Genomic DNA, 26,389 nt, shown 5'->3' with positions numbered 1-26,389 from the left:
TAATATAAACTAATTATAGTTTCTAGCACCAAAAATATCGCTTCCAATGCGAACCATCGTACTTCCGTTTTTAATAGCGATATTATAATCACTGCTCATCCCCATACTTAGCTCTTTAAATGAAGGATTATTCTTTTTGCCCTCGTCGAAGAATCCTTTCAGTTTTTTAAATTCTTGTTCTATTTGAGAAGTATTCTCTGTAAAAGTGGCCATTCCCATAAGTCCTGCTATTTCTATATTTTCTAAACTTTTAAAAGTTTCACTAGCTAAGAGTTCTAAGGCTTCATTCCAGGACATTCCAAATTTACTATCCTCTTGAGCAATTTTGATTTGTACAAGGCAGCGAATGGTTCGGTCGTTATTTTTAGCTTGCTTGTTAATTTCTTTTAATAGTTTTAAGCTGTCAACTGCGTGAATAAGATCCACGAAAGGAGCCATATATTTAACCTTGTTACTTTGAACATGTCCAATCATATGCCATTCGATATCCTTGGGCATTTCTTTCCATTTTGAAGTCATTTCTTGCACTTTATTTTCTCCAAAAATTCGCTGTCCTACTTCATATGCTTCCATAAGATCTGCAACTGGTTTTGTTTTTGACACAGCGATGAGCGAAATAGCTGAAGGAAGTAAAGTGGTATATTCTTTTATTTTTTCTGCAATATGCATAAGTTAACGTTTTGAGGATTAAAATTCGTAAATGGTTACACCACTTCGCAATTTAGGTTCTATATAGGTGCTTTTTGGTGGCATTTTTAAGCCTTCATCGGCAATTTGTTTCATTTCATTGGTGGTTATTGGGACCAATCCAAAACCTACAGCAAACTCACCTTTATCAACAGCCGTTTTTACAAAGGCCAAGTCGTTTTTTCCATGGGAATATTCAATCCGCGTATCGTTGCGAGCGTCTTTAATACCAAGAATAGGAGCTAAAACTAATTTATATAAGATTTGAGTATCTAGTGCGTCCAAGGCATTTGTAATTTTGTAATAATTTTTTCTAAGGTATAAGGAATAGAAATTACCGTCAAGATACATGCTAAAATGATGTTTTTTAGAGGGTTTATAATATTCTAGTCCTCTATTTTCAATGCGGAAATGTTCATCTAATTGGACTAAAAACTCTTCTTTTTTCAATCCGTTAAGTGTAGTTATTAGTCGATTAAATTCATAAATTTTCAAGTTGCTTTCAGGGATTAAATAACTCATGAAATAATTATAGGGTTCTTTGCCGGTATGATTTTTATTTTCGGCTTTCATATTTTTAGCTAACAAATATGAAGACGAACTGCGATGATGTCCATCTGCTATATAAACTTTTTCCATCGCTTCAAAAATTTCAGAAACTCTTTTAACCGAAGTTGTATCGTGAATTGGCCATAAATAATGTGTATCACGATAGGTTGTAGTAAATTCATACTCCGCACGCGGTTCCATTAGTTTTTTAATCAATGCTGCTAATTCTGGATTATCAGGATAGGTGAGGAGCACAGGTTCTGCATTAAAGCCAACCGTTTTTAAATATTTTACAAAGATCTTTTCTTTGTATTGTAAAGTGTCTTCGTGTTTCTTGATAATGCCTTTTTCATAATCTTGAGCACTTGCTGCAGCTACAATTCCATGGAAAACGAGCCCATCTCGGTTTACTATTTTATAACAATAGTAACAAGGTTGTTCGTCTTTTATAAAAATATGTTCTTCTTTAAATTCTTGATATCTATTTCGAACTAATTTATACCGTTGTTTACCACTCAAATGCTGGCGGTATTTGTAGCCAGGATTTACAATATGTAAAAATGAAAATGGATTGTCCCTCAAACGAGATTCTCGTTGCTCATGAGTGTAGCTGTCATAAGACCGCGAAGCAATCAAACTCACTTTATCTCTTGCAGGACGAACTGCTCTAAAAGGTACTATTTTAGCCATAATTTTAAATCAAATCAAAAAAAATAAATCACAAAATTTAAATAGCAAGTAGTAAGAGGGTGTTATTTCAATTGCATGAAAAGTTTTAATTTTGCTACTGCTACTGATTATTAAAACTGCGAGCTAACAACTTCTGCTCTTCTATTTTCAGAATAATCGTAAAACCCTTCGCCACTTTTAGAACCCATTTTTCCAGCCATTACCATATTTACTAATAAGGGGCATGGCGCATATTTTGGGTTTTTGAAACCATCATACATCACATTTAATATAGAAAGACAAACATCTAGTCCAATAAAATCTGCAAGCGCTAGCGGCCCCATTGGGTGCGCCATCCCTAACATCATTACCGTGTCAATTTCTTTAACTCCTGCAACGCCATTATATAGTGTTTCAATAGCTTCATTAATCATTGGCATTAAGATCCGGTTGGCCACGAAACCAGGATAATCGTTTACTTCAACAGGAACTTTGTTTAGTTTTTTTGAAAGCTCTTCAACCGTTTTATATGTTTCCTGGCTAGTACTGTATCCTTTGATGATTTCAACCAATTTCATAATGGGGACAGGATTCATAAAATGCATTCCTATTACCATTTCCGGTCTGGACGTTACCGCACCTATTTGTGTGATTGAAATAGAAGAAGTGTTACTCGCAAGTATTGTATCTGGTGCACAAAGTGAATCTAATTCTTTAAATATCCTAAGCTTTAACGCTAGATTTTCGGTAGCAGCTTCAACAACTAAACCTACACCTTTAACTCCTTCAGCAATTGAGGTGTGTGTTGTGATGTTCATTAAAGTCTGTTGTTTATCAGCCTCTGTGATTTTCTCTTTAGCAACCATTCGGTCAAGGTTCTTGGCAATTGTTGCCATACCTCGATCTAAAGACGTTTGAGAAATATCAATTAATTGAACTTTGTAATCTTTTTGTGCAAAAGTGTGAGCAATACCGTTACCCATTGTACCAGCACCAATAACAGCTACGTTTTTCATTAAGTCATATTTTAAAGTTTGTAACTCGACCTATAAGAAAGAATATGTTTTATAAGAAGGTCTTGTGTAAAAATAACACTATCAAAAGTAGCATGAATAGATGGAGTTTACAAGTTTGAGTTGCCTAGAATAGGAACTGTTTTTTACACTTTGAAATTTAAATAATTAACTGAAATGAGAGTTATAAATTTTGATATGTAAGTTTTAGTTTTCAATATTTTTTGGAATACTGTAACTAGTTGGTAAATCATGTAACTTATTTGTATCAAATGGTTTACTTAATAATCCATTCATTTTGTAGCGTTCTGTTTTTTCAAAAATTTCAGATTCAGAAAATGCTGTCAAAGCAATAATTGGTATTAGTGCTTTTTTGGAGTTACTCATTTTTCTAATGATACTTGTGGTTTCATAACCATCAAGTATGGGTATTTGTAGATCCATTAATATAAGGTCGAAATGATTATTTTGATAGATTTCAAGTAATTGTTTTCCGTTTATTGCAAACATAAAATCAACCTGCATTTTTTAAATAATTTATTTAGCAGTAATGTATTTATTTTACTGTATTCCACCACTAAAACACTCTTTTTTAGTGATTTAGTATAAAAAGCAAAATGCGAGTTATAGCAAATTTCTTTTTTTGAAAGTTGAAATGTAATATCAAACCAAAAAGTAGATCCTTTGCACTTTGTACTATCTAACTCTAAGGTACTCCCTTGAATATGTAAAAGTTGTTTACTTATGAATAAGCCCAAGCCTGACCCTCCATAAAGCGCAGATATAGTGTCATTTGCCTGAACAAAACTTTTAAAAATATCTTTTTGTTTGTTGTATGAAACTCCTATTCCTGTATCACACACACTAAATTGTAATTTTTAAAGACACTTCTCCTTCATAGGTAAATTTAAATGCGTTAATTAATAAATTGCCTCCTTAAAATCTATGCTGTTTGCTTTTTAGCATTCAGTGAAAGTTGTTATAGTCATCGTTTGGTTGTGAAGCTCACAAGGAGAAAATTCTCCAAAAGGTGCAATTTTTCCATACGAATAGAAGCTAGTAATTATTGATTTTTTGCCAGTAACCTCTTTAACTGCTGCTACCTCTTCTTCTACTAATTGTTTTAATACAAGTCTTCTTCCTACGCAACTTATTAGAATAGCCAGTTCTGGCTTTATATTATTTATGAATGCTGTTTTAGCAGAATCTTCTGCGCCACCTATTAATCTATCGACATTCGCTCTTATTAATCCCATATAAGCACCTTCGGGAATATTACTTGTAAATGTTAGGCTTTGATCTTTTTCATTAACACTTAACATCGTTCTCATAACGGGACGATCATACTCATTTACTCTAAACTTAATGGGAATAATAATCCAGCGCTAGGCAGGTTAATAGCATTATCACCTAAAAAAACTTGTATAATTCTAATACAGGGAGACCATCTAATTCGCACAACACATTTTTATTAGACTTGGTAACTAAATGCTCTATTCCAAAACTATCCCATCTTCTTTTTGAACTAAAACAAATTTTTAAATCATCTCCATAAAAGCCAACCGCTGCGATACAATTATCACTAATTTTATTATTATCAATTACAAAGGTTTCTTTAAAATCTGAGCCATCACCAGCAAGACCACCTGTAATACTAACTTCTGGTATGGTAGATTTTAATCCAGAGACTAAATCGGCTCCATTTACATTTAAATCATCACTTAAAACCAAGACGTGCTTCAGGTTTGTAGCTTTTAATTTATTTGCTAATTCTTTGCTAGCATCAAAGTTATGCTCCATATATTTAATAACAACGTCTACTAATTTATGCATTGTTTTTTCAAATTGAATGGCAGTTAAAGAAACCGAATAGTCTGAGACTTTATCATCGGAAATTTCTCCGGCAATAGAACATCCAATTAATGTGGCTTTAGGAAATCGTTTTATAAGAGTTGCTACTAATTCTTGTTTTTCTTTAAATAATGAAGAAACAAAAAGTAGTAAGAGGGTAGGTTTTATAACAATTGAAGACAGGGTAGCGTCCCAAAGAGAATTCAATAAAGACAGTTATATAACTTTCATTTTAGGGGCATAATTGGTTAATTATAGAAAGCAGATAATCCAAAAAACATGTATTTCGTTTAAAAAATTAAGTTTTTTTAAACTTAACAAACTTAACAAACTTTCAAACAATTAAATAACAACCCATACTATAAAAAATGAATAAAAAAAATGCGCTAGCAGATTTTAATAATGACCATTTTAATTTAAGATAACTTATATGTTCTGAAAATTTTCAATCACCTGCATCGCAACACGCAAAGCATCTGCGCCCTGAGATAATGAAACTACTGGTGTGCGATCGTTTTTAATCGCTTCAGCAAAACTGTCTAGTTCATCTAAAATTGCATTGTTTGCCGCTACTTCAGGGTTTTCAAAATAAATTTGCTTTTTAACCCCTTCTGCATTGGTGAGTACCATAGCAAAATCATCTGGGTTTTCTGGAGCATCCTTCATTTTTACTATTTCACATTTTTTTTCTAAAAAGTCTACCGAAATGTAAGCATCCTTCTGAAAGAAACGAGCCTTCCGCATTTTTTTCATACTAATGCGACTCGCTGTAAGATTTGCAACACAGCCGTTTTCAAATTCGATACGCGCATTTGCAATATCGGGAGTATCACTAATTACTGAAACACCACTTGCATGTACTACCTTAACGGGGCTTTGAACAACACTTAAAATAGCGTCGATATCATGAATCATTAAATCTAATACAACTGAGACATCAGTACCACGAGGATTAAATTCGGCGAGACGATGTGCTTCAATAAACATCGTGTTTGTGATCATATCTTTAACCGCCATAAACGCAGGGTTAAAACGTTCTACTTGTCCAACTTGACCTCGAACTCCTTTTTGCTTTGCTAAATCACGCAATGCATCTGCTTCTTCAACCGTATGTGTAATTGGTTTTTCGATAAATAAATGTTTTCCAGCGTTGATCACTTTTTCTGCGCAAGCATAGTGATGTAGTGTAGGAGTAACAACGTCTAACATATCGCAGGCTTCTATAAGGGCTTCCATCGTTGGAAAACTTTTATAACCAAACTCAGCTTCAATCTGTTTTGAGGCTTCAGGACTAGCGTCGTAGAACCCCACTAGTTCATACTGAGTAGATTGCTTTAATAATTTTAAATGTATTTTTCCCAAGTGCCCAGCACCAATGACTCCTGCTTTTAACATGCGTGATTGTTTTTTACAAATGTAACGGTTTGAAAGCAGGTTTAAAAGGAAACGGAGTGTGTTTGGTTGCTCAAATCCCAAAAAATTATCGTAGATTTTTATAAATAATTAAATTGATTTCCAATGAATTGGACTCGCTCTCTTTCGGGGAGGTCAGAATTGTATTTTCGCAATTTCGGGAGGGACAAAAAAAATGTGCATTTAACAAGAAATTTAATATTAAAATACTCAAGCAATCGAAAGATGATTTCGAGAATTTTTTATTTATTTTGCACCTCTTAATAAAGTAATTAATTTTTATTGAAAGATACATTTACTCATAAAGGAATGCGTAAAAAACTCGTAGAAGTCCTTAAGGAAAAAGGGATTTCAAATACTGAAGTTTTAAAAGCAATCAACACCATACCGCGCCATTTGTTCATGGATAGTGGTTTTGTAGACCACGCCTATGTCGATAAAGCATTCCCTATTGGCGCAGATCAAACCATATCACAACCCTATACCGTAGCAAAACAAACCGAATTACTCAACGTACGCGCAGGCAATAAAATTCTTGAAATAGGAACAGGGAGTGGTTATCAAACGGCAGTTTTATTAGAAATAGGCGCTAAAGTATATAGCATCGAACGACAAAACGAACTCTTTAAAAAAACAAAACTATTTTTACCAAAACTAGGCTATCGTCCTAAAAAACTAATTTTTGGCGATGGTTATATTGGCCTTAAAACGGAAGCTCCTTTTGATGGAATTGTTGTAACTGCAGGTGCACCTTTTGTTCCCAATCCATTATTAGCACAGCTTAAAGTGGGTGCGAAATTGGTAATTCCAGTGGGAGGAGACGTCCAGATTATGACCGTTTTTACTAGAACCTCTGCTACTGAATTTGATAAAGAAGAATTTGGAGAATTTAGATTTGTACCTTTGTTGGAGGATAAAAATTGATTTATTAAAAATTAAATTATGAAAAAAAGTGCCGTATTAGTTTTAGCCTTGTCTTTACTATGTTGCAATCTATTTGCACAGGGTTACACGAGTTATTTTACTGGTGATGTTACCGATGTTACCACGAACCATCAAACAGGAGTATGCTTAATGGGAGGTGCTACCGAAAATGATGACGCCATGAGGTGGTTTTTAAATAGGGCAGATGGTGGAGATATATTGGTCTTACGAGCAAGCGGAAGTGATGGATATAATGATTATTTCTATACTGAATTAGGGCTAACAATAAATTCTGTAGAGACTATTGTTATAAATAATGCTGAAGGTGCTATTTCGCCGTATGTATTGACACAAATTGAAAATGCAGAGGCAATATGGTTCGCTGGAGGTGACCAATATAATTATGTTTCTTATTTTAAAGGAACGGCCACACAAACGGTATTAAATAATTTTATAAACGTTAAACAGGCAACCATTGGGGGCACAAGCGCAGGGATGGCAATATTAGGCGGTCACTATTTTGATGCTGAAAATGGAACCGTTACTTCTCAACAGGCTTTAACAAATCCATATAATAATAGAGTTTCTTTAGGTCATTCAGACTTTTTAGAAGTACCTGGTCTTGAAAATATAATTACCGACACTCATTTTAATAACCCAGACCGTCGAGGCAGACATCTTGCTTTTTTGGCGAGGATTGCAACAGACACTGGTATAAAACCTTTTGGTATTGTTTGCGAGGAATATGTGTCGGTTTGTATTGATGAAAATAATAAAGCTATTGTGTTTGGCGATGCACCAGGCTTTTTTGAATATGCGTATTTTACACAACCCAATTGTGGAGTAGGGTATGAGCCAGAAATTTGTGAGCCCAATACACCCATAACATGGGAGCAAAATAATGATGCCGTACGCGCATTTAAAGTTCGAGGTACAAACGATGGCGTACCAGCAATGGATTTAAATAATTGGGAAGCTGTTCCGGGTGCTGGAACTTGGGAGCATTGGACAGCAAATACCGGAAATTTTGACACGAACGATGGAGAAGATCCAATGTGTTTTTTACTGAATGTAAATGAAATTCTGGAACCTAGCATATCGATAACACCAAATCCATTTTCTGAAACGTTCCAACTTCACAACGCTGAAGGAGCGCAGTTGCATCTTTTTAATATTACTGGAAAATTAATGCCGTTAAACGAAGTTAATCCTAATATTTACGACGGTTCTCAACTGCCAGCAGGCATTTATTTTGTTCACCTTACAAATGGTGTTCGTAAAGAAGTAGTGAGGTTGATAAAGAAATAATTACCATCTAAAATTTGACAACTAAAATGTCGAGGAATTTAGATTTTCACCATTATTGGGGATAAAAACGATGACTTATTTTTTTAGGGAGCATTAATTTTTAACGAGAAAAAGTCATGTTGCTATTTTCACAACTCACATTGAAGTGCTGCCGCTCCTAGCCAAGATAGATAATGATTGTGATCGTGTTGTTGCCCTATTTGTTCAAAGAACTGCTCTACTGAAATAATACCTTTTACAGAATATATTGTTTTTCCAGTATTAAGAGCAACCGCTCCTCTTTTTTGATTCACCTCAGTATACCAAGAATTATAAGCAACTTCTGTAACATCTAAAGCATCCGCTATTAATCCGCAGACTTTGCTTAGAGTGACTGTTACTCCATCATAAGTAACAGATATATTTGCGGCGTTTGGAGCTGGAGCTGGATATAATTGTCCAATTTCTCTTATTTTAGTAGCTGAATAAGGCACAACATCTATTACATTATAATAGCGCCAAGAATTGGTGAAATTAGTGTCAAATTGTTTAGCAAAAGCTTGATTCCAAGAACATGGTGCGGCAAAAGTTAGTACAGAAAAGATACCAGGTAGTTGGTATCTAGATTCGAGTAATTGATAACGCAGATATGGAGCATACACAGTGGCTAGGTTGGCCCCTAGACTATGACCGGTCACCGCTAGGAATTTTCCATAAGGAAATGCGTATTTTTTTAAGAAACTAAGAATGGTTTCGCCATTTATATCAACAAGTTTATTGAGATTGTTGATCCCTTCATTAGCCCCTTTTGAAATCATGGGATTTGCAGTATGGTCATTTGTATATAACCAAGATACTTGCTCAAAAATGTTAAAATCTTGTTTAAACCAATTGTCAAAAGACCCCCAAGAAAAGTTTATTATAGAACCTCTAATGGCAATTATATATTGATCCCCATACAATACTATAAATGCATACTCACCTTGAATGGTTCCTGTTGGTTCCCATACCAGCCTCATTTGGGGTAAGTGTTTTTTTAATGTTTTTGATACGACGTTAGGGCCTTTTAAAGAACAATAGGTAATAGAGGCTAATTGCATGGCTAATACATCTCCAATGGCTCTTGAATTTGAATTACTTGGATCCACGTGAGCTCGCCCGATAATTTGTTCTTGATTTTGCATGATGCTTTAATTTTTATGACTTTGTTTTTATCAAAGTTACAGTTGAATATAAAGAGGCACAATGCGTATAAATACGTGTTTTTTTTATTTACAGATAAATACTATGATTTTTACTTTTTTAATATTTGCTCTGCAAACTAATTTTTATTCTTAAACAAAGAACAAAAACAGAATGAATTGTAGCGCCGAACAAAGGTGTAAAATGTGAATTAGTTTGCTGACTTTTATATCTAATTAGAAAAATTACAAGTCTAATAAATCTAAAAATTTAAGTCCAAAGACAAAGGCACCGTCTTGAACACCACCAAAGTTAGACACCACATAATCAATACGCAAAACACGATAAATCCCAAAGCCTAAATTATCAATCCCAACCGAAAATTCTGAATAGGGCTTGCGGTCTTGGGTAGCCAATACGTGAGCGCCAACTACAAGATTAAAATTTAATTGATTAATACCCGGAATTTTCCCTAAAATCCAACCTCTAAAATCATGTTCGGCATGGGCTTCAAAATAGCCTTTGTTGGTGCTTAAATCATAATAAGGGAGCAGGTTAAAATTGTTGGTGTAATTTGGTGTCGTACCCACACGTGTTTGGTTTCCATTAAAGTGTTGGTAGTCTACAAAACTAATATCGTCTGCGCCAAAGAAGGTTCCTCCTTTTAAACGATATTGAAATTCTCCTTTATTACCCAGTCCAAAATCTTGATCTAGTTCTGCCCTCAATTGACTAAAATTATAATCGCTATTGGTAGCACCCAATCCATTTTCAAAGGTCATGGTAAGTCTTGGATATAGGTCGTTGCCTATATTAAATTTCATTTCAGGATTGCTAAAATACTTTTGTCCAAAAGTAATACGCGCTGTTACTTGAGACTTAAAAATGGAATGATCATCAATAGCTGCATTATTAGTATCGTTGGGTAAACGCGGGTTGTTGGAAGTGTAACTCACATCATTGGGGATGAGGTAATGGTCACTAGTATTAAATAAAGGTTGGCGATTTTCGTAACCTAAATTTATAAATGTTTCAAGACCGTTAAACAGCTCTTGTTGGTATGCCAAACGAACAAAGTTAAGTTCGTAAACTTTCAGGTAATTACGTTCAAAAAATAAGGTGGAAATGGTATTTATCAATGGCGAAATTGGTTCACTCGCATTAAACTGTTGTACTTCGCTTCCGCCAGAAAGTGAAATACGCCTGTTGTTTTTTCGGTTAAATTTTTTAATCAAACTTCCTTTAAATCGTACTTTATCTTCATCAATACCATAGCTAGCATTTACATTGGCAACAAACCAATTGGTCTGGTTATCATCGTACCATTTAAAAAACTGAAGTCCAACATTGGTATTATAACCTTGAATGGTTGAAAAGGCAATACCACTTAAAGGACCGCTGTATTTAATGCGGAATTTCTCATAGGTATTAGCATAGGTATATCCCGTTATAGGGTCAAGTAATTTAAACTTATTATCTCGTGAATCAATACTATCTAGATAGGGTTTTGACTTTAGCAGTATTTGTAAGCTATCTTTTTTAAGGTAGTCGTTTAGTTCTTCATTGGTTAATGGAACAGGTCGAGATCCCGTCCAGAAAACACTGTCTTTTTTATTGGCTTCGGGTTCAAAGCTTAATACTTCGTTGCTAAAAGAACGTTTGGTAAATTCAGGTTCGAAATCATAATTGCTGTAAACAGAAACATAGTTTCCATCACCTTGAAGCCCCATAAAGCCAAAACCGAAATTAATAGTTTGAGAAATTTTTACCCAGAAATCATGAACTTTGTCATAGGTGAAATTCTGTTTAAAAGCGAGCTCTTTTACGAAGGGGACTTGTATTGCAGCTCCTGTAGTTTTTATATCTACACCGTACAATTGCCAATCGTCTTCTACAATATAAATAATACCACTAAAAACGCGGTCTTTTGGTCTTCTTGGGATGACCATAATCTTATTGATGAGTTTTCCATCTTCATAAAAAACACCATCTAATTTATAATTGTAGTAACTTAAAGCGTTGTTTGCTATGGGCGAAACAAGTGAAGCACGCAAGTCTATCGTGTTTTTGTAAAATTCGAAATTAGATTCTTGGGCACTGTTAAAGCTAAAGCCGTTGTCATTTCCGCTCACTTTACTGGCTATAATTCGCTCGTTAAAATCATTAGGTTGTTTGTACGAAATCTTAGAAATACTTTCAGAAAGATAAATCACCCCGCTTCTTGTGGAGTCTAGAGCACCATCCATATTTCCAACTTCGCGCCCCAAAATTTTCTTTGGCACATCTTTTACTGTCCATAATCCTTTGGAATAAAAGTCAGCTTTAAATTCGCTAATCTTTGCTAAGTTTTCTTTTCGTTGTGCAATGGTAGCTTTTATAATACGATAGGCTGGGTCTTCTGAATTATTGATAATTACTTCGTCTAAACTCGTAGATTCTTCTTCTAAAGTAACGTTTAGTATAAACGGAAACGATGCTATTTTAATTTTTTTCGTGAATGCTTTGTATCCTAAAAATTTATAGATAACCGTGTAGCTCCCTGTTTCAGTAACATTTAATTCATAGTTTCCATCGTCATTAGTCGTGGTGCCTGTGTAGGTATCCTCTATATAAATATTTACATATGGAAGCGTTTCTTTTTTAGCATTGGTTACTTTTCCTACAATTTGCGAATGGGCAATGCTTCCGAATAGAAGGAATAAAAAAAGGATGTTTTTTTTCATATAATAGCAATTTATAAAACGAAGATACTAATTGAAATAAAGTGGGATACTATTTTATTATACTTTAACGACCAAATTTATAGTATGGTGTGATTGATTATTGCAGATGTGCTAAAAGAGCTGCATCAAAGGTATATTAGTGTTGTTTTAACTAAAAAGTTACATACTTATGAATGTAATGCCCATAAAAAAATTACTTTTTGTACTAACCGTTCTTTTGTTTTCTAAGGAGATTTCAGCTCATAACAAGATTAAACCTGCAAAAGGATATTCTTAAAACACCAGACTTTTAGTTTCGATGCTAAATGATTTAAAAAGCCGAATCAAATCGCTGGTTTCAAACATTTCCGAAGAAGCGGCTCATTTTATATTAGAGGCAAATGCCAATCGGTTAGGCGCGATGACGCACCACCTAGCCGCTGTCTAAAAATACGATCAAGTCTACACTTTTGAAGGCAGGAAGTTTAACGAAGCCTAAGAGACCCAATGGGGAACTGCGCTAAGCTTAGGTAAAAAAGAAAGAGAAGTGCTACTGGGGAAATCAATAAAATATTACTTGGATATTTGGGACACTGGGCCAAAAGACACAAAGAAACTACTTAAAAGCAAGGAGGATGAATAGCTTAATGAGAAAAGAGGCAACATAAAATACCATTGGGCTTGGTGCCACGTTATGGAGCATCAAGCAAATCACACGGGGCAGATCCTGATCATTTTGAAAAGGGTGGAGTCATAAAATTTTTGAAAATCTTACCCCTAAAATCGCAGATCGTACATAATTTAATTAATTATTAAAAGACTTTTTAATACGACTCAAATTCCTTTTACTATCACGGTCCTTAATAGAATCTCGTTTGTCAAATTCTCGTTTACCTCGGCAAAGAGCGATTTGAAGTTTTGCCAGTCCCTTGTCATTAGTAAAAAGAAGTAGAGGAATGATAGTAAGCCCTGAAGCTTTTACACTCTTATCTAATTTCTTTAATTCTTGTTTGTTGAGCAATAGCTTTCGTTCACTTTTTGGACTGTGGTTAAAGTGTGTGGCGTGCGAATATTCTTGTACTGTCATATTAATAACATACAATTCGCCATTTGAAAATTCACAAAAACTTTCGGCAATAGAAGCTTGTCCTTCGCGAATGGCCTTTATCTCAGTCCCAGCTAAAACAATACCTGCGATGTATTTATCGAGTATTTCATACTCAAATCTAGCTTTGCGGTTTTTTATTTTCACATTTTTTTGTACTGCCATGGTACAAAAATAGAACTAATCATTTAATATTGATGCTATGAATTATCTGATTGTGGAGAAAAGGTTAAATTAGTCTTCTCGGTTAACACTCCACCTCTCCTTCCCTTAGGGTGAGGAGCCTAGTTTGTTTTGGAAAAAGCAATTCAGTAAGCAATTCTCCCCTCGAGGGGAGTTAGAAAGGTGTTATTATAGTTTAATGAAATAAATTACTTATGAAAAATCTATTCCTTTTAGTTTCAATCCTACTATTAACAAGTTGCAATCAAACTAAAAAACAATTAACAGCACAGCAAATTGTAGATACCACAATAGAAAAAGCTTGTCAAGGAAACTGTGATAAAGCTACGGTTTCATTCACATTTCGAGATTTTGGTTATACGAGCATAAGAAATCAAGGAGATTATAAATACACACGTTTGCGTAAGGACAGCATTGGATTTGTTCGAGACGAGTTATCAAATGCAGGATTTAAAAGGTTTATAAATGAAGCCCCTATTATTGTTGCAGATACGACGGCTGTAAAAATTTCAGATGCTGTAAATTCGGTTCACTATTTTTCACAACTTCCGTATGGATTAAACGCAGCAGCAGTTAAAAAAGAGTTGACGGGAGAAACCAATATTAAAAATGAGCTTTATTTTAAAATCAAAGTAACTTTTGGTCAAGAAGGAGGCGGGACCGATTTTGATGATGAATTTTTATATTGGATCCATAAAACTAATTTCACTGTAGATTACTTAGCCTACAGCTACGCTACTAATGGCGGCGGTATAAGATACAGAGAAGCTTACAATCCTCGGGTTATCGAAGGCATCCGGTTTGTAGATTATAATAACTACAAACCTTCAAACTTAGAATTTTCTTTAGATGAATTGTCTGTATTGTTTGAGAAAGGAGCGCTAAAATTGTTATCTAAAATTGAAACGGAGAATGTTCGGGTTTCGATACTTGAATAGAAAGACCAGAACACTTCACCAACTTCCCCTCAAGGGGAGCAGCTAAGTTGTTATGGATATATCAGAGCAACCAATTCTCCCTTGAGGGAGCTAGAGAGTGTATTTTTGAGATTTCAAATTTGTGGCTTTTTCTTTTTTGGAACCGTTCCAATTAATGGACTTCTTTTAATTATAAGTGCTGCAATAATACTGGCATCTTCTTCAAACGTATCGCTATCTGCAGGAAGTAAAATCCATTTTTTCGCAGGAATTCTTTTAAGATATCTATAATTGGAAATGAACTTGGTAAGTTCAGGTTGCGTTTCTACAGGGGTTGAAATCCAGATGCCAATATCTGCCGCCCATTGTTCGTTGATATTCATCGCCGCAATTATTTTATCTTCAAGATAATAGGAAGTTACTCCAAACATTTTTTTCTCAACGATTGGAAGTGGGTACAATAAATCTGTAAAAAAAGGATACGGTGCCATCCTTTAAAGATAGTACATTTGTAGATATCTAAAGTATTAACTTATGCGAACACTATTTCTACTCACGATTTTATGTCTGTTTTCTTGCAAACAGCAGAAAGAAAACAATACCCTCAGAGAAGCTGAGGGTACTGTAAAAAGAGTTTACCATCTAAATAACCCCACACAGCCCAATAGCCAAACACCGCGGCTATTTAACGACGGAAATCATTTATGGATGTCTTGGATTACTACTAAAGATAAAACCGATATTTTATATTTTTCACGTTTAGAGGATTCTCTATGGAAAAGCCCCAGAATAATGTCTCACGGTAATGATTGGTTTACAAATTGGGCAGACTTTCCTGTTATTTCAGTAAACAAAGGAGCAATCTTGACCAGCCATTTACAAAAATCTGCACCTGATATGTATACTTATGATATTAAACTAAGCCTTGATAGTGATTCATTAAAGGAGTTAAAGAAAAATTTTAAACTGCATAATGATGATACTAAAAGTGAACACGGTTTTGTATCCATAGTTCCCGCTGGCGATCGCGGTTTTTTTGCTACTTGGCTGGATGGGAGACGTACCGCGGCGCAAGGCAGATCCCACGATCACGATGGAGGTAATGGAGCAATGACTTTACGCAGTGCATTCATAGACTTTAAAGGAACCATTAGCCAACGAACCGAACTGGACACTCGTGTTTGTGATTGCTGCCAAACAAGTGCTGCCATGACGGCAAATGGTCCCGTGGTGGTTTATCGCGATCGCAGCGATGAGGAAATACGTGATATGTCCATCGTTAGATGGAACGATAGCGTCTGGACAAAACCAAAAACGGTGTACGAAGACCATTGGAAAATTGCAGGATGTCCTGTAAATGGCCCCGCTATTGCTGCTATGGAAAACAACCTGGCCGTAGTTTGGTTTACTGAAAATGACGACAAACCAAAAGTACAAGTAGTGTTTTCAGAAGATGGTGGAGCAACTTTTGGAAAGCCTATTCGCTTTGATAGCCATCCCACGATTGGAAGAGTAGGTGTTGCACTAATTTCTGAAACTGAAGCGGTCGTAAGTTGGGTTGAAAATGTGGGCGACGATACCTTAGTACAATTGATAAAAGTAGAAAGTAACGGTGTAAAAGGAGAAGTAGTTACCTTGGCAAAAACAAGTGAAGCACGCGCTAGTGGATTCCCACAAATTAGTTTGTTCAATAAACGAATCTACCTTGCAATGACGCTAGTAGAAGATAAGAAGTCCCGTGTGGAGATGAAGTTTGTTGGGTTGGGAGATTTGTGAGAAGAAGTTGGGAGATGGAAGAATATGGAATATGGAGAATGAAGTATATAACATTGACAATTTAAATAAACCAAAGGCCAATAGCCAATAGCTAAAAGCAAATGACCAACGAATAAAGACTAACAATGAAAACCCTTCTCATCATAGGTCATCACATTCCAGAACCTACTACAACAGCCGCAGGAACTAGGATGCTACATCTTATTGGGCTGTTCCAGAGACAGGGCTTTGAGATTACGTTTGCCACTACTGCAAGTGTTTCTTTAAAGAGTGTTTTATTGGAGCCCTTGGATGTTTTATTGGTCCCTATTGAATTAAACAAGCCGTCTTTTGATGCTTTTGTAAACAAGTTACAGCCCGAAGTAGTATTGTTTGACAGGTTTGTTACGCAGGAGCAATTCGGTTGGCGCGTTACTGAAATTTGTCCTAACGCTTTAACCATTTTGGATACTGAAGATTTGCATTTTCTACGGAAGGCAAGACAAGAAGCTATAAAAAAGGAAATCCCGGTAACCGAAGCACAGGTATTTACTGAAACTGCAAAACGAGAAATAGCAAGCATATTGCGTTGTGATATCGCCTTGCTTATTTCTTTAGTGGAAGTAGCATTACTTCGGGATACGTTTAACATCGATGAGCAACTTCTATGCTATCTACCTTTGTTTGCAAACTCACTTTCAGAAGAAGAAAAAAATGTATTGCCGAAGTTTGAAGAACGCGACGGGTTTATGACCATTGGTAATTTTTTACACGCGCCCAATGTGGATAGTGTTCGGCAATTAAAGAATGATATCTGGCCAAAAATAAGACAGCAACTCCCCAAAGCGACGCTTTCTATTTATGGAAATTATGCACCACAGCAGATTCAAGAAATGCACAATCCAAAAGAAGGTTTTTTAATAAAAGGATGGGTCTCTAATGCAGAAGAACCTTTTATCTCCGCTAAAGTTTGTCTAGCACCCTTGCGATTTGGTGCAGGAATAAAAGGAAAAGTGATTGACGCATTAACTTTTGGAACTCCAGTGATAACAACCAAAATAGGAGCAGAGGGGATTATTAGTGAAATCGAAACTAAAACTGAAACCGATTGCGAAAGTTCAGGAGAAAACGATGTCCCCATTGCAATAGCTGATACTACAGCAGACTTTGTTAAAAAAGCAATCTCCTTTTATACCTCAAAACTACTTTGGGAAACAAAACAAGAAAAAGGATTTGTCCTCGTCAAAGAAAAATTTTCTGAAACTGATTTTGAAAAATTATTTCAGCTTTTCATTAACGACCGACTCCAAAACTTAAATACGCACCGAGAACAGAATTTTATAGGCGAAATTTTAAAACAGCAGCAATTTCAGGCTACCAAGTATTTGAGCAAATGGATCGAAGGCAAAGCTTCCCAATAATTTATTCCTTTTGAATTGTTGCTTTTAAATACAAGAAAGCCTCTTTTGTTTTTGTAAAAATATGTTCTTCAGACACTAGATTGGGGATACTTTCAATGGATCTTAATTTGCCCATAGGTTTCTTTGCTGTATACAGTCGATAATAAAAATATAGTTTTTGTCTTTTTGAATTTTTCAAGAACACCTTTCTTAAATTTACTTGATGTTCCTACGTGTCTTGAACTAACTGAAATTTGGGCTTGTGTTTGAAAAGTAATACCAATTAATAAGAGTAGAATTTTTAATTTCACGGTAGTTTTTGTTATTCGTTTAATAAATGTTTGTATTCGTAGTTGAATTTTTTAAATATATTCTTGGGGGGGATACGAATATATTTTAGATGCAATAATGCGCTCTGCATTAGCCATCTTATTAATTGGAGGTATATGATCTAACTTCTAATGATCAACAACAGAATTAATAAGAATTCAACAAAATAAGGCGACTTTTATAAATATTTTAACGCCTGGATTTTTTAAGATTGAATTTGTTTCACTTCGCATTTTTTAAAACATATAATTTGCTGCTGTGAAATCTTGTATTTCTGTTTCTGTCCCTCAATAATATCAACACGATTTTATTATTATTCTGTGAGTTGTGAGCTGAAGACCTTAATGTAAGCTTCAACCACGGTTTTGGATTTCCCAATAAATATAATATAAGTTTCTGTTATCCTGACGACTAACTATTAGATTTAAGTTTGGCATTACTTAAGACTAAAAAAATGTCTATAAAAGTGTATATTTATTTTAAAAATGTTGCTTTCTGTAAAATCATTAGGGGTGGCAGATTATTATAAAAAACTGTAGATGACCAGACTTATTTTGGGCATATTCCTAACGAGCATATGCCTCTCTTTTCTGAATGCACAAACCGACACTACTTTCGTGGAGAGCAAACCTACATTTATAGGAGCAAGTTTAGATTATGGATTTTTAATTAAGCATTCGGAGTCCTTGCGTGACCTTGAGGATGCTTATCCGTCTGCCATTAGTGTAGATTGGAGTACCTTATTGCTTACTCAAAAGGCTTGGAATTTTTGCAACTGTTTTCCAAGGGTTGGTTTGGATCTAGCCTATTGGAATTGGGACAATCCCGAGGTGTTAGGCAACGGTATTATCGCATTGGGTTATGCAGAACCATATTTTAGAACTCAAAAGCGACTCAACCTATTTGTTAGGGCTGGACTTGGCGGTGCTTATCTGACTAATCCCTTTGATGAGCTGACCAATCCAAATAACCAATCTTACAGCACCAGCCTTAGTTTTGCGCTAATGGTTGGTCTTGGTTTAAATTATAGATTAACAGAAAAATTAAACCTAAGATTTGCGGCAAAATATAACCACACTTCTAATGGAGGTGTTAGTACTCCTAACAAAGGTCTTAATTTTCCATCCCTGAGTCTTGGTGTAAATACAAGCTTAACGGAAATAACCTATCCTAATCTAACTAAAATTGGTAAACGACAACCGCCTAAAGATAAAAGCAGAATTTCATTGATTCATTTTTCTGGTTGGAGCAATGCAGCGGTTGGCGATAAAGATAAGTTCTATGTCTTTGGTTTTATGGGTAAATACAGCAGATGGATTGGCGGCAGAAGTGCACTAACTGCTGGTACTGAATGGATTTTTGATTATTCTAGGCGTGAGCAAATAAATTTAGATATGGCTAATGCCAGTTTTTTACAAGGTGCTGCCTTGTTTGGTCATGAATTCTGGTTAGGAAAAGTAACATTTAGCCAAGAATTGGGGATTTATTATTTTAATGACTATCGGATCGATAATGATCTCTACCAGCGTTACGGACTTGCCTATAACTTTAACCAGCACATCTTTGCAGGTTTTAACTTAAAGGCACACGGTCACGTGGCAGATTTTTTTGATTTGCGTGTCGGGTATACTTTTTAATTGCAGATATGTATCAAAAGTTTAATTATAAGTTGAGGTAAACAGCACCTTTTATGCCTTTGGATGCTCGATTTTTTCTAAAGTGGATCTAAACTATTTAGAGATTTTGTTGCACAAGGTATTAGCCTATTTTTCTAAAAAAAAGTTATTATTAAAGATATTCTTGGGTGTTTTTAATACCAATCATCGCCAATCTTCTTTTAGGAGCAAATTTCAAAGCAAGTTTGTACTGATCGTTCGCCTCGTTATACCGTTTTTGACCCAATAACCAGTCTCCATAGAACTCGTGCGTGGGTTTTTGAATACGAGGTGGGCCATAACTATAACTAATGCTGCTTTCAAGATCGATGGATTTAAGAAAATGTTCTTCGGCAATGGTAAAACTGGAGTTCCTATTGGCTTGCAATCCTTTTAGTTGATTCAGCCTTATCTTGCTTTCAATAAGGTCTGTCTGCGTAGCTTCTTCTCTACTCACATTTGAACAGACACTTGTACTTCCGTAGGCTTGGACGAACGATTCTTTGTCAATGTCATTTTCCATTACACCAATGACATCCTCTAATTTTATGGCTTCTGAATTATCATATGCCCTCATTCCTTCGAGAAAATGATATTGAGATCGAATTGAAATATTAAGATCACTTATGTCGACAGGGATTTCTGCTATTTCACTATTCCATTCATTCGTTTCTGCCAGATAGGTGCCTTTAAGATAAACCATATGAACCCGTGCTCGAACCGACGGTTTTTCTTCGGTAAATACCTTCATTTTCTGAACCAATGCTTTTGCTTCCTCTTTCTGATTGTTCTGCAGGTATCCGTATTCCAGCCAATGAAATGCGTGATACCCCCTAGCATCACCATCGAGTTCCTTCCGAGTCATTCTATTTAAACTGGCTTGATACGAATCAATGTTCGATGCAATTGCGTTCTCCCACATCCCCATAGCTACGAATATATGCGAAGGCATGTGCAGAGCATGGCTAGCATCTGGAGCAATTTTGGCGTAAGCGTGAGCGGCATCTAATGCCATTGTTGCATGTCCTGGGTCGTCGTAGGAGTGAATAAGGTAATGCAATGCTCCCGGATGCTTTGGGTTCTCTTTTAAAATGCCCTGTGCAATTACTGCACCTTTACCATAAATTTCATCATCACGCCCCTCTTCAACAGAGCCTAGCAGGGACAACGCATAAAATGCCGCAACTTCATGATTCTTTGGATACTTTTTAGTGAGTTTTGCCATATGTTCAGAATACGCCACATCCCGATCGGGTTTGTTCATTTTGAGTTGGTACAATATCTGAACAGCATCGATTAGGTCTTGTTCCACTGGGCTGCAAATACTTTGATACTCAAAGTTGTTCAACTCAGCTAATGCTTTAGTGGCTTCGTCAAAATCCTGATCTGACCATAAGCTATGGTTATGGGTCATTGCTTCACCCCAGTAGGCCATGGGCATTTCAGGGTCTATTTTTTGTGCTTCTTGAAAAGCTTCACGGGCGTCTTCGTATTCGAAAGAATGAAGCAATAGCAGTCCTTTTTCGAATAGTGGCTTCGCTTTTGAAGTACCGGATACATCCATACGGACTTCTCCAAGTTGATCTCTGAGATCCTGATTATTATTGCAGGAAATGAAGCATACAATAACAGCTATAAAAAATATATTTTTCATGTTTAATAAGGTTAGTTCTATGGTCTTCTCTAAAGATATAATTTCTATTTGTTAAACCAGACTATTGAGCAAGTCATTTTTTAATATTACCATTTCTAATGGGTTTTACTTCAATCAATTTTACAAGCAGACTTAAAATTTTGACAGGTTATTTTCTTAAAATATAAACCTTAGTACCTTATTAATGGATTGGATATAGTGATGGAGAAACTTTCTTAAGTTGTCTCTTTTATTTTACTTCGCATAGTATCTAGCACTTTAAGATACTATTTGATAATTGTGTTATGTTCACTCAATATGATTGAGGCCACTTTGATATTGTGTTGTGACTTTTCCAAAAGTAAGTTTTGCCATTATGTCTAAAGAATGTGATCATTGGGGATTTACTTTTTAAGCCTATGATAAATAGGACAATTGCGGGTTGTTGGTCATTAGGTTCTAATATTATAATGCTATGGAGTGACTCATTAAAATAGGAGTTCTATTCGTTAGGCCACAACCTAAATATTTCTTCATTTTTAGTCTAGACTACTAGACTAATAACAACTTGTAGTTTGTCTTGGTTGTCTTTATAGTTGCCGATAAACTTCTTTAAATTTATCAATAATTAAAAGATGATCTTTTGGATTATAATCTTCGGTTTTAAGAAGAAGCGTTATTTTATGGATGGTTTGAAATGCTTTTATTCTATAATTACTTGAAGCTTTAGCAATATTGTGTAAAGAATTTGCGTGTCCGATACTATTCCAAAATAATAGAATATTTCCTGCATTTGTATAAATCATAGCGTTAAGAAATGGATATTATTTATTTACAGTAGTGTTTACAGACGAAAAAGTTGCAGATTACGCTTTTAAATAACAGCTTGAGAAGGAAGGAGTTATTTGTAATAGGGGCAGTTTTACTGAGCATTATTAACTTAAAAATAAATGGGCATTCCAATGCAAATACTGCGAGGCACGACATACTTTGCGCAGTGGAACCATAATAAAAAACTCCAACCGTAGTTTTAAGGTATGGTATAAAACTTTCTGTTTGATGAGTGCTACCAAGAAAGAATGTTCGAGCAAAGAGCGACAGCGATAGCTGGGACTTAAACGCTACTTACCCTTTTGGGAAATGGTGCACAAGATTAGAGGCACAATAAGACAGAGGGATTAGAGACACATCTTTGACGGTATGATAGCGGACGCTGAAGGGGGTTTTACCGTAGAGGCATCAGCTATAGCGCTAAAAGAAAAAGAGGATGAACTGTGCAGTAGATCAAAATCAAAGGCTTTGATAATGTCTGAGAGTCCGGTTTTACTTTAGTTCTTTGCTCGCCTAAGTGTTTTTTTCGTATTTGTTATGGATTGTTATTATTGCTAATCCAAAAAGCACAGCTGCTACAATTAGAATAGTGCTGATTAATCCGCTTACCACAAATGACATTCTTATTAAGATTGTCGAAATTACAAATCCAGAATTTCTAATAATTTTATGAAATTGGTCTGTATAAAAAAAGGAAATTAAAAGTAGTACAACGTCTACTAAAATTAGGACTGTAAAGAATTGATCAAAAAATAGATTGTTGATACTTTCAAATGCTGGCAATGTATTAGATGAGAAAGAAATTCCTGTGCACCAATCGATGAGCGTATATATAGCCATAACAAAAAATAATGGTACTAAAATAACGGCAATCAACTTTTTTCTTTTAACGAATCTATCAATAATTTGAATGCTTTTTTCTTGGACTGCTTTTCGTTTTCCTTGTTTTTGAAAAAGGAATATGAAATAAAAAAGTAAAAGTGAAGCAACTAAATCATAGGTAAATTGAAGGTCTCCTTTAATTTCAAACCAATCTTCAGAAAGTTCTAAAGCAGATAAGTCTTTGAATAATTTACGAATAATGATTAGTGTTATAATTTCATACTGTTTGGTTATATAGGTAGTAAACGATTTTGGCAAATAATAAATTAAGAGATAAACCTCGTAGATAAGAATAAAGGAAAAAGGAGTATATGCAGCTGATATAGGACTTTTTAGCAATTCTGAGTTTGAAGTAAAATCAACAATATCAAATTTTAAAAAATAGATTATCGCCAAATGAATAAAAAAACTGATTAGTGCGACTTTGAGAATGATTTTTTCAGTTTTTTCACGAGTATTCTCAGAAAGAAACTTATCAAAGAGAAGTGGTACTATTTTATTTATCTTAGACATACAATTGCATTTTATATAATACGCTTTCTTATAGTTAGTTGTAGTTTTATTTTGACATAGTCGATTGCCAGTTCTAAAGTAGTAAAAGAAAACGAACCAGAGAAAACATCTGTTTATAAAAACTCAAGTTTTTCTGTCTTTGTAGTTACTGGCTGTCGTAGAAATCAGGATTGCATAGGTTTTTGGGTTTTCAGTGTTCAAACAGAACAAGTTATTAGTGATAAACGTTGTAGGCTACTGGCTTTTATCTGGATTGCTTTTTAAAACCGCAAAATAAAAAATTCTGAGTTGTGCCAAATGGTGTTAGGTGGTCCGCTGTAACACATTTAATTTTATCAAATCCATTTTTAAATTCTGATGTTAATTCTTTTTCATCGTATTTTTTTATCTCAAGACCGCTACATTTTTCTGGTCCGTTTTTAGAAAAGGTTCCGACTATTAAAAATGTATTTATAGACTTTCTCGCGGTTTTCATATATTTCTTTATTTGTTCAGCCGTTGTTAGAAAATGAAAAGATGCCCTATCGTGCCAAATATCATAAGTTGTCTCTGGTTCAAATTCTGTAATGTCGCTTACAATCCAAGTTACTTTATTTGCTTTTTCTCCTAGACGAATTTTTGCTTTTTCAAGTGATTTAGCCGAAATGTCAAGTACGGTAATGTTTTTAAAACCTTGGTCAAGCAAGTAATCTACAAGTTTACTGTCGCCTCCGCCTATATCAATAATTTTAGCATTTTTACTTGGTCCAAATGATTTTATAAATTCAAGCGAAATTTTCGGTGTTTCTTGCGTCCAACTTACTTGGCCTGGATTTTTAGTCTTATAAATTGTTTCCCAATGTTTCTTATTATCTACAGTCATTATTGTGTGCTTTTCAGCGGTATATAGGATTCTCTGCTATTTTTTCTAGTTTGCTATGTTTAAAATTAAATGAAGGTTGTCTAAAATTAGAGCGGTTAATTTTATCTATAAAAGTTTGAAAAATAATTGTTTAATTTTCATTTCTGTTCGAAATTAACGAGATAGAAAATCTGTTTTAGTTATTTTCATTCATATTGTCTTCGGGATCTGGATATTCCTCTAATAGTTTACTATTTCATATTGCTTTTACAGGTTTTTTTTAGCTGCTTTGTTTTGAAATATAGCCAAAGCATAAAACTTGTTTTATACGGATAATCAATTTTCTTAAATTGTGTTGAGAAAAAATTATAGCTACTAATATTCCATTTATAAAGGTTCTAGTTTAAACTTATCCTAACGATTTACACTTTTTTTGATTCCCATGTGTTGTGACCATAATAATTTCTTCTAAAAATCTAATTGCAGTATCTTAAAATTAAGACGATTTATTAAAACCCCAGTAATCACTATTTATACTGTGATCAAATGTAACTATTATTAGTGTAATCTTCTGGATATGATCACCTTTTGGTAACCTTTTCAGAAACCAATAACTCCTTTAAACAGAATGTAATCACATAGTTTTAATTACTATAATGGTATTCATCAACAAAAAAACAGAGAGCAAAAGAGGAATTTTGTAATTATAATGACATAAATTATTGTAAGATAAAATGCACCAAGTGGATGTATTTAGAAGAATAATAACAATAAAATTATATAAGTTTCTGAAAAATAGATGTTTTCAATTTGGGTAAGTTTAAATAGGCTTAGTTTTACTTGCTATTAATTTAAACAATATACCACGAAAAAAATTTTATTTTTAACTTTTGTAATCGCATTTTCAGCGTCAGTATCGGCACAAATAACAACTTCAGTCAGGGCTAGTAATATTAAAATCAGGTACTTGAATCAGTGTTGAAAGAAAATCCAAACATGGAGTCCCAAATAAAAGATGTTTTGATGAAAGATGAAGTGTTACAAACAGAGACCACAGACTATTTAAAATTTAATCCAGAAACTACAAAAGCCATGGCTGGTAAGGTTAAAAATGGTAACGGATCTAATTAGGGAATTACCAAATCATTTTTAGGTGATAAAAATTTGTCTACCGCAGCGATTGACTATATTTCAAGTAATCCAAAATTATTAAACAAGACAATGAAATTTATTGGGATGTAAAGCTTCCATTTTTTTATGAATAAAGACAGCGACTTTTATGAGAGTCGCTTTTTTAATTTTGACCATTTGTTAACTCCAATATCTCTTTGGAAAACTAATTTGCTGGAGTTGTCACACCACAAATGCGATTAAAATCCACAAGGTATTGTACCGACCTAGCATCAGCATAAAATCTATTTTTAAACGTTTCTATACTAAAAGTATTAATGACCGCTTGCTTTAAGTGGGGAAGTATTAAGGGGGAATTATCACCTACATCTTGATTGATTTCTGGATGCCTAGAAAAACAACGCTGTCAGCGTCCCCAATGAAAATCATGATCTTGGGTTACCATTGGTAATCCTGTAGTTTTAATGAGCTTTTTAATAGCAACACCAATAGATATTTGGTAGGGTAGTGCTGAATAATTTTCTAAAATTTTCACATCAATTTTCTTTTTTTTGACTCATTTAAGCTTTGCTGCTTCAATTTTAGTAGACCAATTTTCAACATTTCCAGCAAAGGATTAGGGTACTTATCTAGTTCAAAAAAGCCTTTAGATTTATAAATGAAATAAAGATGTTTATTGATGTGTTTAATTACCCGTATATCTGGCTTTCAAAAAAACGTCATATTTAAATATAGCGTACTATTAGAGCATACATATGGTGTAAAAGTCAAGTGACAAAATAATAAAAGTGGAGACTGAAATAGGTGTATATTGCCATTAGACATACCAAAAACAGACGCTATCCCTTAAAGTTTACTCACATTAAGGGATAGCGTCATTTAAATTAGTTTTGTTATCGTGACTGTGTAAAAGTAATTCTTGAGTTTTTCTACATT

General features: G+C 34.5%; 24 protein-coding genes. 7 read left to right on the top strand and 17 right to left on the bottom strand.

Going from position 1 to position 26,389, the window contains the following annotated elements; translation table 11 throughout:
• Positions 1–9 precede the first annotated feature (9 nt).
• The 8 genes from ABXT67_RS16830 to ABXT67_RS16795 form a co-directional block, all read right to left on the bottom strand.
• Positions 10–669: a YggS family pyridoxal phosphate-dependent enzyme gene (locus ABXT67_RS16830; protein ID WP_415375188.1), complete on the bottom strand. Its 660-nt coding sequence runs from the start codon at positions 667–669 to the stop codon at positions 10–12.
• An 18-nt stretch (positions 670–687) separates the two neighbouring features.
• Entirely contained in the window at positions 688–1,926 is a 1,239-nt protein-coding gene (locus ABXT67_RS16825; protein ID WP_415375187.1) for a DUF1015 domain-containing protein, read from the bottom strand.
• Between the two features lie 110 nt (positions 1,927–2,036).
• Positions 2,037–2,921, bottom strand: a complete 885-nt coding sequence (locus tag ABXT67_RS16820) for a 3-hydroxybutyryl-CoA dehydrogenase (protein WP_415375186.1) — start codon at positions 2,919–2,921, stop codon at positions 2,037–2,039.
• 204 nt (positions 2,922–3,125) lie between these two features.
• Entirely contained in the window at positions 3,126–3,443 is a 318-nt protein-coding gene (locus ABXT67_RS16815) for a response regulator (protein WP_415375185.1), read from the bottom strand.
• Positions 3,416–3,781: an ATP-binding protein gene (locus ABXT67_RS16810; RefSeq protein ID WP_415375184.1), complete on the bottom strand. Its 366-nt coding sequence runs from the start codon at positions 3,779–3,781 to the stop codon at positions 3,416–3,418. Before ABXT67_RS16810 ends, ABXT67_RS16815 begins: the two co-directional genes overlap by 28 nt.
• A gap of 96 nt (positions 3,782–3,877) precedes the next feature.
• Positions 3,878–4,285, bottom strand: coding sequence for an FIST C-terminal domain-containing protein (locus tag ABXT67_RS16805; protein ID WP_415377024.1), 408 nt, complete (start codon positions 4,283–4,285; stop codon positions 3,878–3,880).
• A gap of 43 nt (positions 4,286–4,328) precedes the next feature.
• Positions 4,329–4,976, bottom strand: a complete 648-nt coding sequence (locus tag ABXT67_RS16800) for an FIST signal transduction protein (protein ID WP_415375183.1) — start codon at positions 4,974–4,976, stop codon at positions 4,329–4,331.
• A 219-nt stretch (positions 4,977–5,195) separates the two neighbouring features.
• On the bottom strand, positions 5,196–6,164 hold the full coding sequence (locus tag ABXT67_RS16795) for a Gfo/Idh/MocA family protein (protein ID WP_415375182.1): 969 nt from the start codon (positions 6,162–6,164) through the stop codon (positions 5,196–5,198).
• Between the two features lie 300 nt (positions 6,165–6,464).
• Between ABXT67_RS16795 and ABXT67_RS16790 the strand changes: the two genes are divergently transcribed.
• Both ABXT67_RS16790 and ABXT67_RS16785 read left to right on the top strand, forming a co-directional pair.
• A complete protein-coding gene (locus ABXT67_RS16790; protein WP_415375181.1) occupies positions 6,465–7,106 on the top strand; it encodes a protein-L-isoaspartate(D-aspartate) O-methyltransferase in 642 nt (213 codons plus the stop codon).
• Positions 7,107–7,124: 18 nt separating this feature from the next.
• Positions 7,125–8,414: a T9SS type A sorting domain-containing protein gene (locus ABXT67_RS16785; RefSeq protein ID WP_415375180.1), complete on the top strand. Its 1,290-nt coding sequence runs from the start codon at positions 7,125–7,127 to the stop codon at positions 8,412–8,414.
• A 128-nt stretch (positions 8,415–8,542) separates the two neighbouring features.
• Here the strand turns inward: ABXT67_RS16785 and ABXT67_RS16780 are convergent, their stop codons facing one another.
• From ABXT67_RS16780 to smpB, 3 genes are all read right to left on the bottom strand, one after another.
• Positions 8,543–9,577 (bottom strand): lipase family protein, encoded by a 1,035-nt coding sequence (locus ABXT67_RS16780; RefSeq protein ID WP_415375179.1) that lies wholly within the window; start codon positions 9,575–9,577, stop codon positions 8,543–8,545.
• A gap of 243 nt (positions 9,578–9,820) precedes the next feature.
• The gene (locus ABXT67_RS16775; protein WP_415375178.1) at positions 9,821–12,298 is read right to left on the bottom strand and encodes a DUF5686 and carboxypeptidase regulatory-like domain-containing protein; all 2,478 of its coding nucleotides are present in this window, start codon (positions 12,296–12,298) and stop codon (positions 9,821–9,823) included.
• Positions 12,299–13,082: 784 nt separating this feature from the next.
• The gene (gene smpB / locus ABXT67_RS16770) at positions 13,083–13,547 is read right to left on the bottom strand and encodes an SsrA-binding protein SmpB (RefSeq protein WP_415375177.1); all 465 of its coding nucleotides are present in this window, start codon (positions 13,545–13,547) and stop codon (positions 13,083–13,085) included.
• Between the two features lie 212 nt (positions 13,548–13,759).
• On the opposite strand from smpB, the gene ABXT67_RS16765 reads away from it, so the two are divergent.
• On the top strand, positions 13,760–14,503 hold the full coding sequence (locus tag ABXT67_RS16765; protein WP_415375176.1) for a DUF6503 family protein: 744 nt from the start codon (positions 13,760–13,762) through the stop codon (positions 14,501–14,503).
• A 113-nt stretch (positions 14,504–14,616) separates the two neighbouring features.
• Here the strand turns inward: ABXT67_RS16765 and ABXT67_RS16760 are convergent, their stop codons facing one another.
• The gene (locus ABXT67_RS16760; RefSeq protein ID WP_415375175.1) at positions 14,617–14,973 is read right to left on the bottom strand and encodes a hypothetical protein; all 357 of its coding nucleotides are present in this window, start codon (positions 14,971–14,973) and stop codon (positions 14,617–14,619) included.
• A 43-nt stretch (positions 14,974–15,016) separates the two neighbouring features.
• Here ABXT67_RS16760 and ABXT67_RS16755 point away from each other — a divergent pair, with 43 nt between their 5' ends.
• The 3 genes from ABXT67_RS16755 to ABXT67_RS16745 all read left to right on the top strand — a co-directional run bounded on the left by ABXT67_RS16755 (position 15,017) and on the right by ABXT67_RS16745 (position 19,604).
• On the top strand, positions 15,017–16,258 hold the full coding sequence (locus ABXT67_RS16755; protein ID WP_415375174.1) for a hypothetical protein: 1,242 nt from the start codon (positions 15,017–15,019) through the stop codon (positions 16,256–16,258).
• A 125-nt stretch (positions 16,259–16,383) separates the two neighbouring features.
• On the top strand, positions 16,384–17,658 hold the full coding sequence (locus ABXT67_RS16750; protein ID WP_415375173.1) for a glycosyltransferase: 1,275 nt from the start codon (positions 16,384–16,386) through the stop codon (positions 17,656–17,658).
• A gap of 848 nt (positions 17,659–18,506) precedes the next feature.
• Positions 18,507–19,604, top strand: coding sequence for an acyloxyacyl hydrolase (locus ABXT67_RS16745; protein ID WP_415375172.1), 1,098 nt, complete (start codon positions 18,507–18,509; stop codon positions 19,602–19,604).
• Between the two features lie 151 nt (positions 19,605–19,755).
• Here ABXT67_RS16745 and ABXT67_RS16740 read toward each other — a convergent pair whose 3' ends face one another.
• The 4 genes from ABXT67_RS16740 to ABXT67_RS16725 all read right to left on the bottom strand — a co-directional run bounded on the left by ABXT67_RS16740 (position 19,756) and on the right by ABXT67_RS16725 (position 24,343).
• Positions 19,756–21,276 carry a tetratricopeptide repeat protein gene (locus ABXT67_RS16740; RefSeq protein ID WP_415375171.1) on the bottom strand — a complete coding sequence of 507 codons (1,521 nt, stop codon included), beginning with the start codon at positions 21,274–21,276 and terminating at the stop codon, positions 19,756–19,758.
• Positions 21,277–21,845: 569 nt separating this feature from the next.
• A complete protein-coding gene (locus ABXT67_RS16735) occupies positions 21,846–22,061 on the bottom strand; it encodes a hypothetical protein (protein WP_415375170.1) in 216 nt (71 codons plus the stop codon).
• A gap of 538 nt (positions 22,062–22,599) precedes the next feature.
• Complete coding sequence (locus ABXT67_RS16730; protein WP_415375169.1) at positions 22,600–23,481, bottom strand: hypothetical protein; 882 nt, start codon at positions 23,479–23,481, stop codon at positions 22,600–22,602.
• A gap of 244 nt (positions 23,482–23,725) precedes the next feature.
• Positions 23,726–24,343: a class I SAM-dependent methyltransferase gene (locus tag ABXT67_RS16725; RefSeq protein WP_415375168.1), complete on the bottom strand. Its 618-nt coding sequence runs from the start codon at positions 24,341–24,343 to the stop codon at positions 23,726–23,728.
• A 975-nt stretch (positions 24,344–25,318) separates the two neighbouring features.
• Here ABXT67_RS16725 and ABXT67_RS16720 point away from each other — a divergent pair.
• Positions 25,319–25,453 (top strand): hypothetical protein, encoded by a 135-nt coding sequence (locus tag ABXT67_RS16720; protein ID WP_415375167.1) that lies wholly within the window; start codon positions 25,319–25,321, stop codon positions 25,451–25,453.
• A 406-nt stretch (positions 25,454–25,859) separates the two neighbouring features.
• On the opposite strand, the gene ABXT67_RS16715 is transcribed toward ABXT67_RS16720, so the two are convergent.
• Positions 25,860–25,988, bottom strand: coding sequence for a hypothetical protein (locus tag ABXT67_RS16715; protein WP_415375166.1), 129 nt, complete (start codon positions 25,986–25,988; stop codon positions 25,860–25,862).
• Positions 25,989–26,389: the final 401 nt, after the last annotated feature.

Source organism: Patiriisocius sp. Uisw_017 (assembly GCF_047731265.1).
Taxonomy (GTDB): Bacteria; Bacteroidota; Bacteroidia; order Flavobacteriales; family Flavobacteriaceae; genus Patiriisocius.
This window is presented reverse-complemented; position numbering and strand designations above follow the sequence as displayed.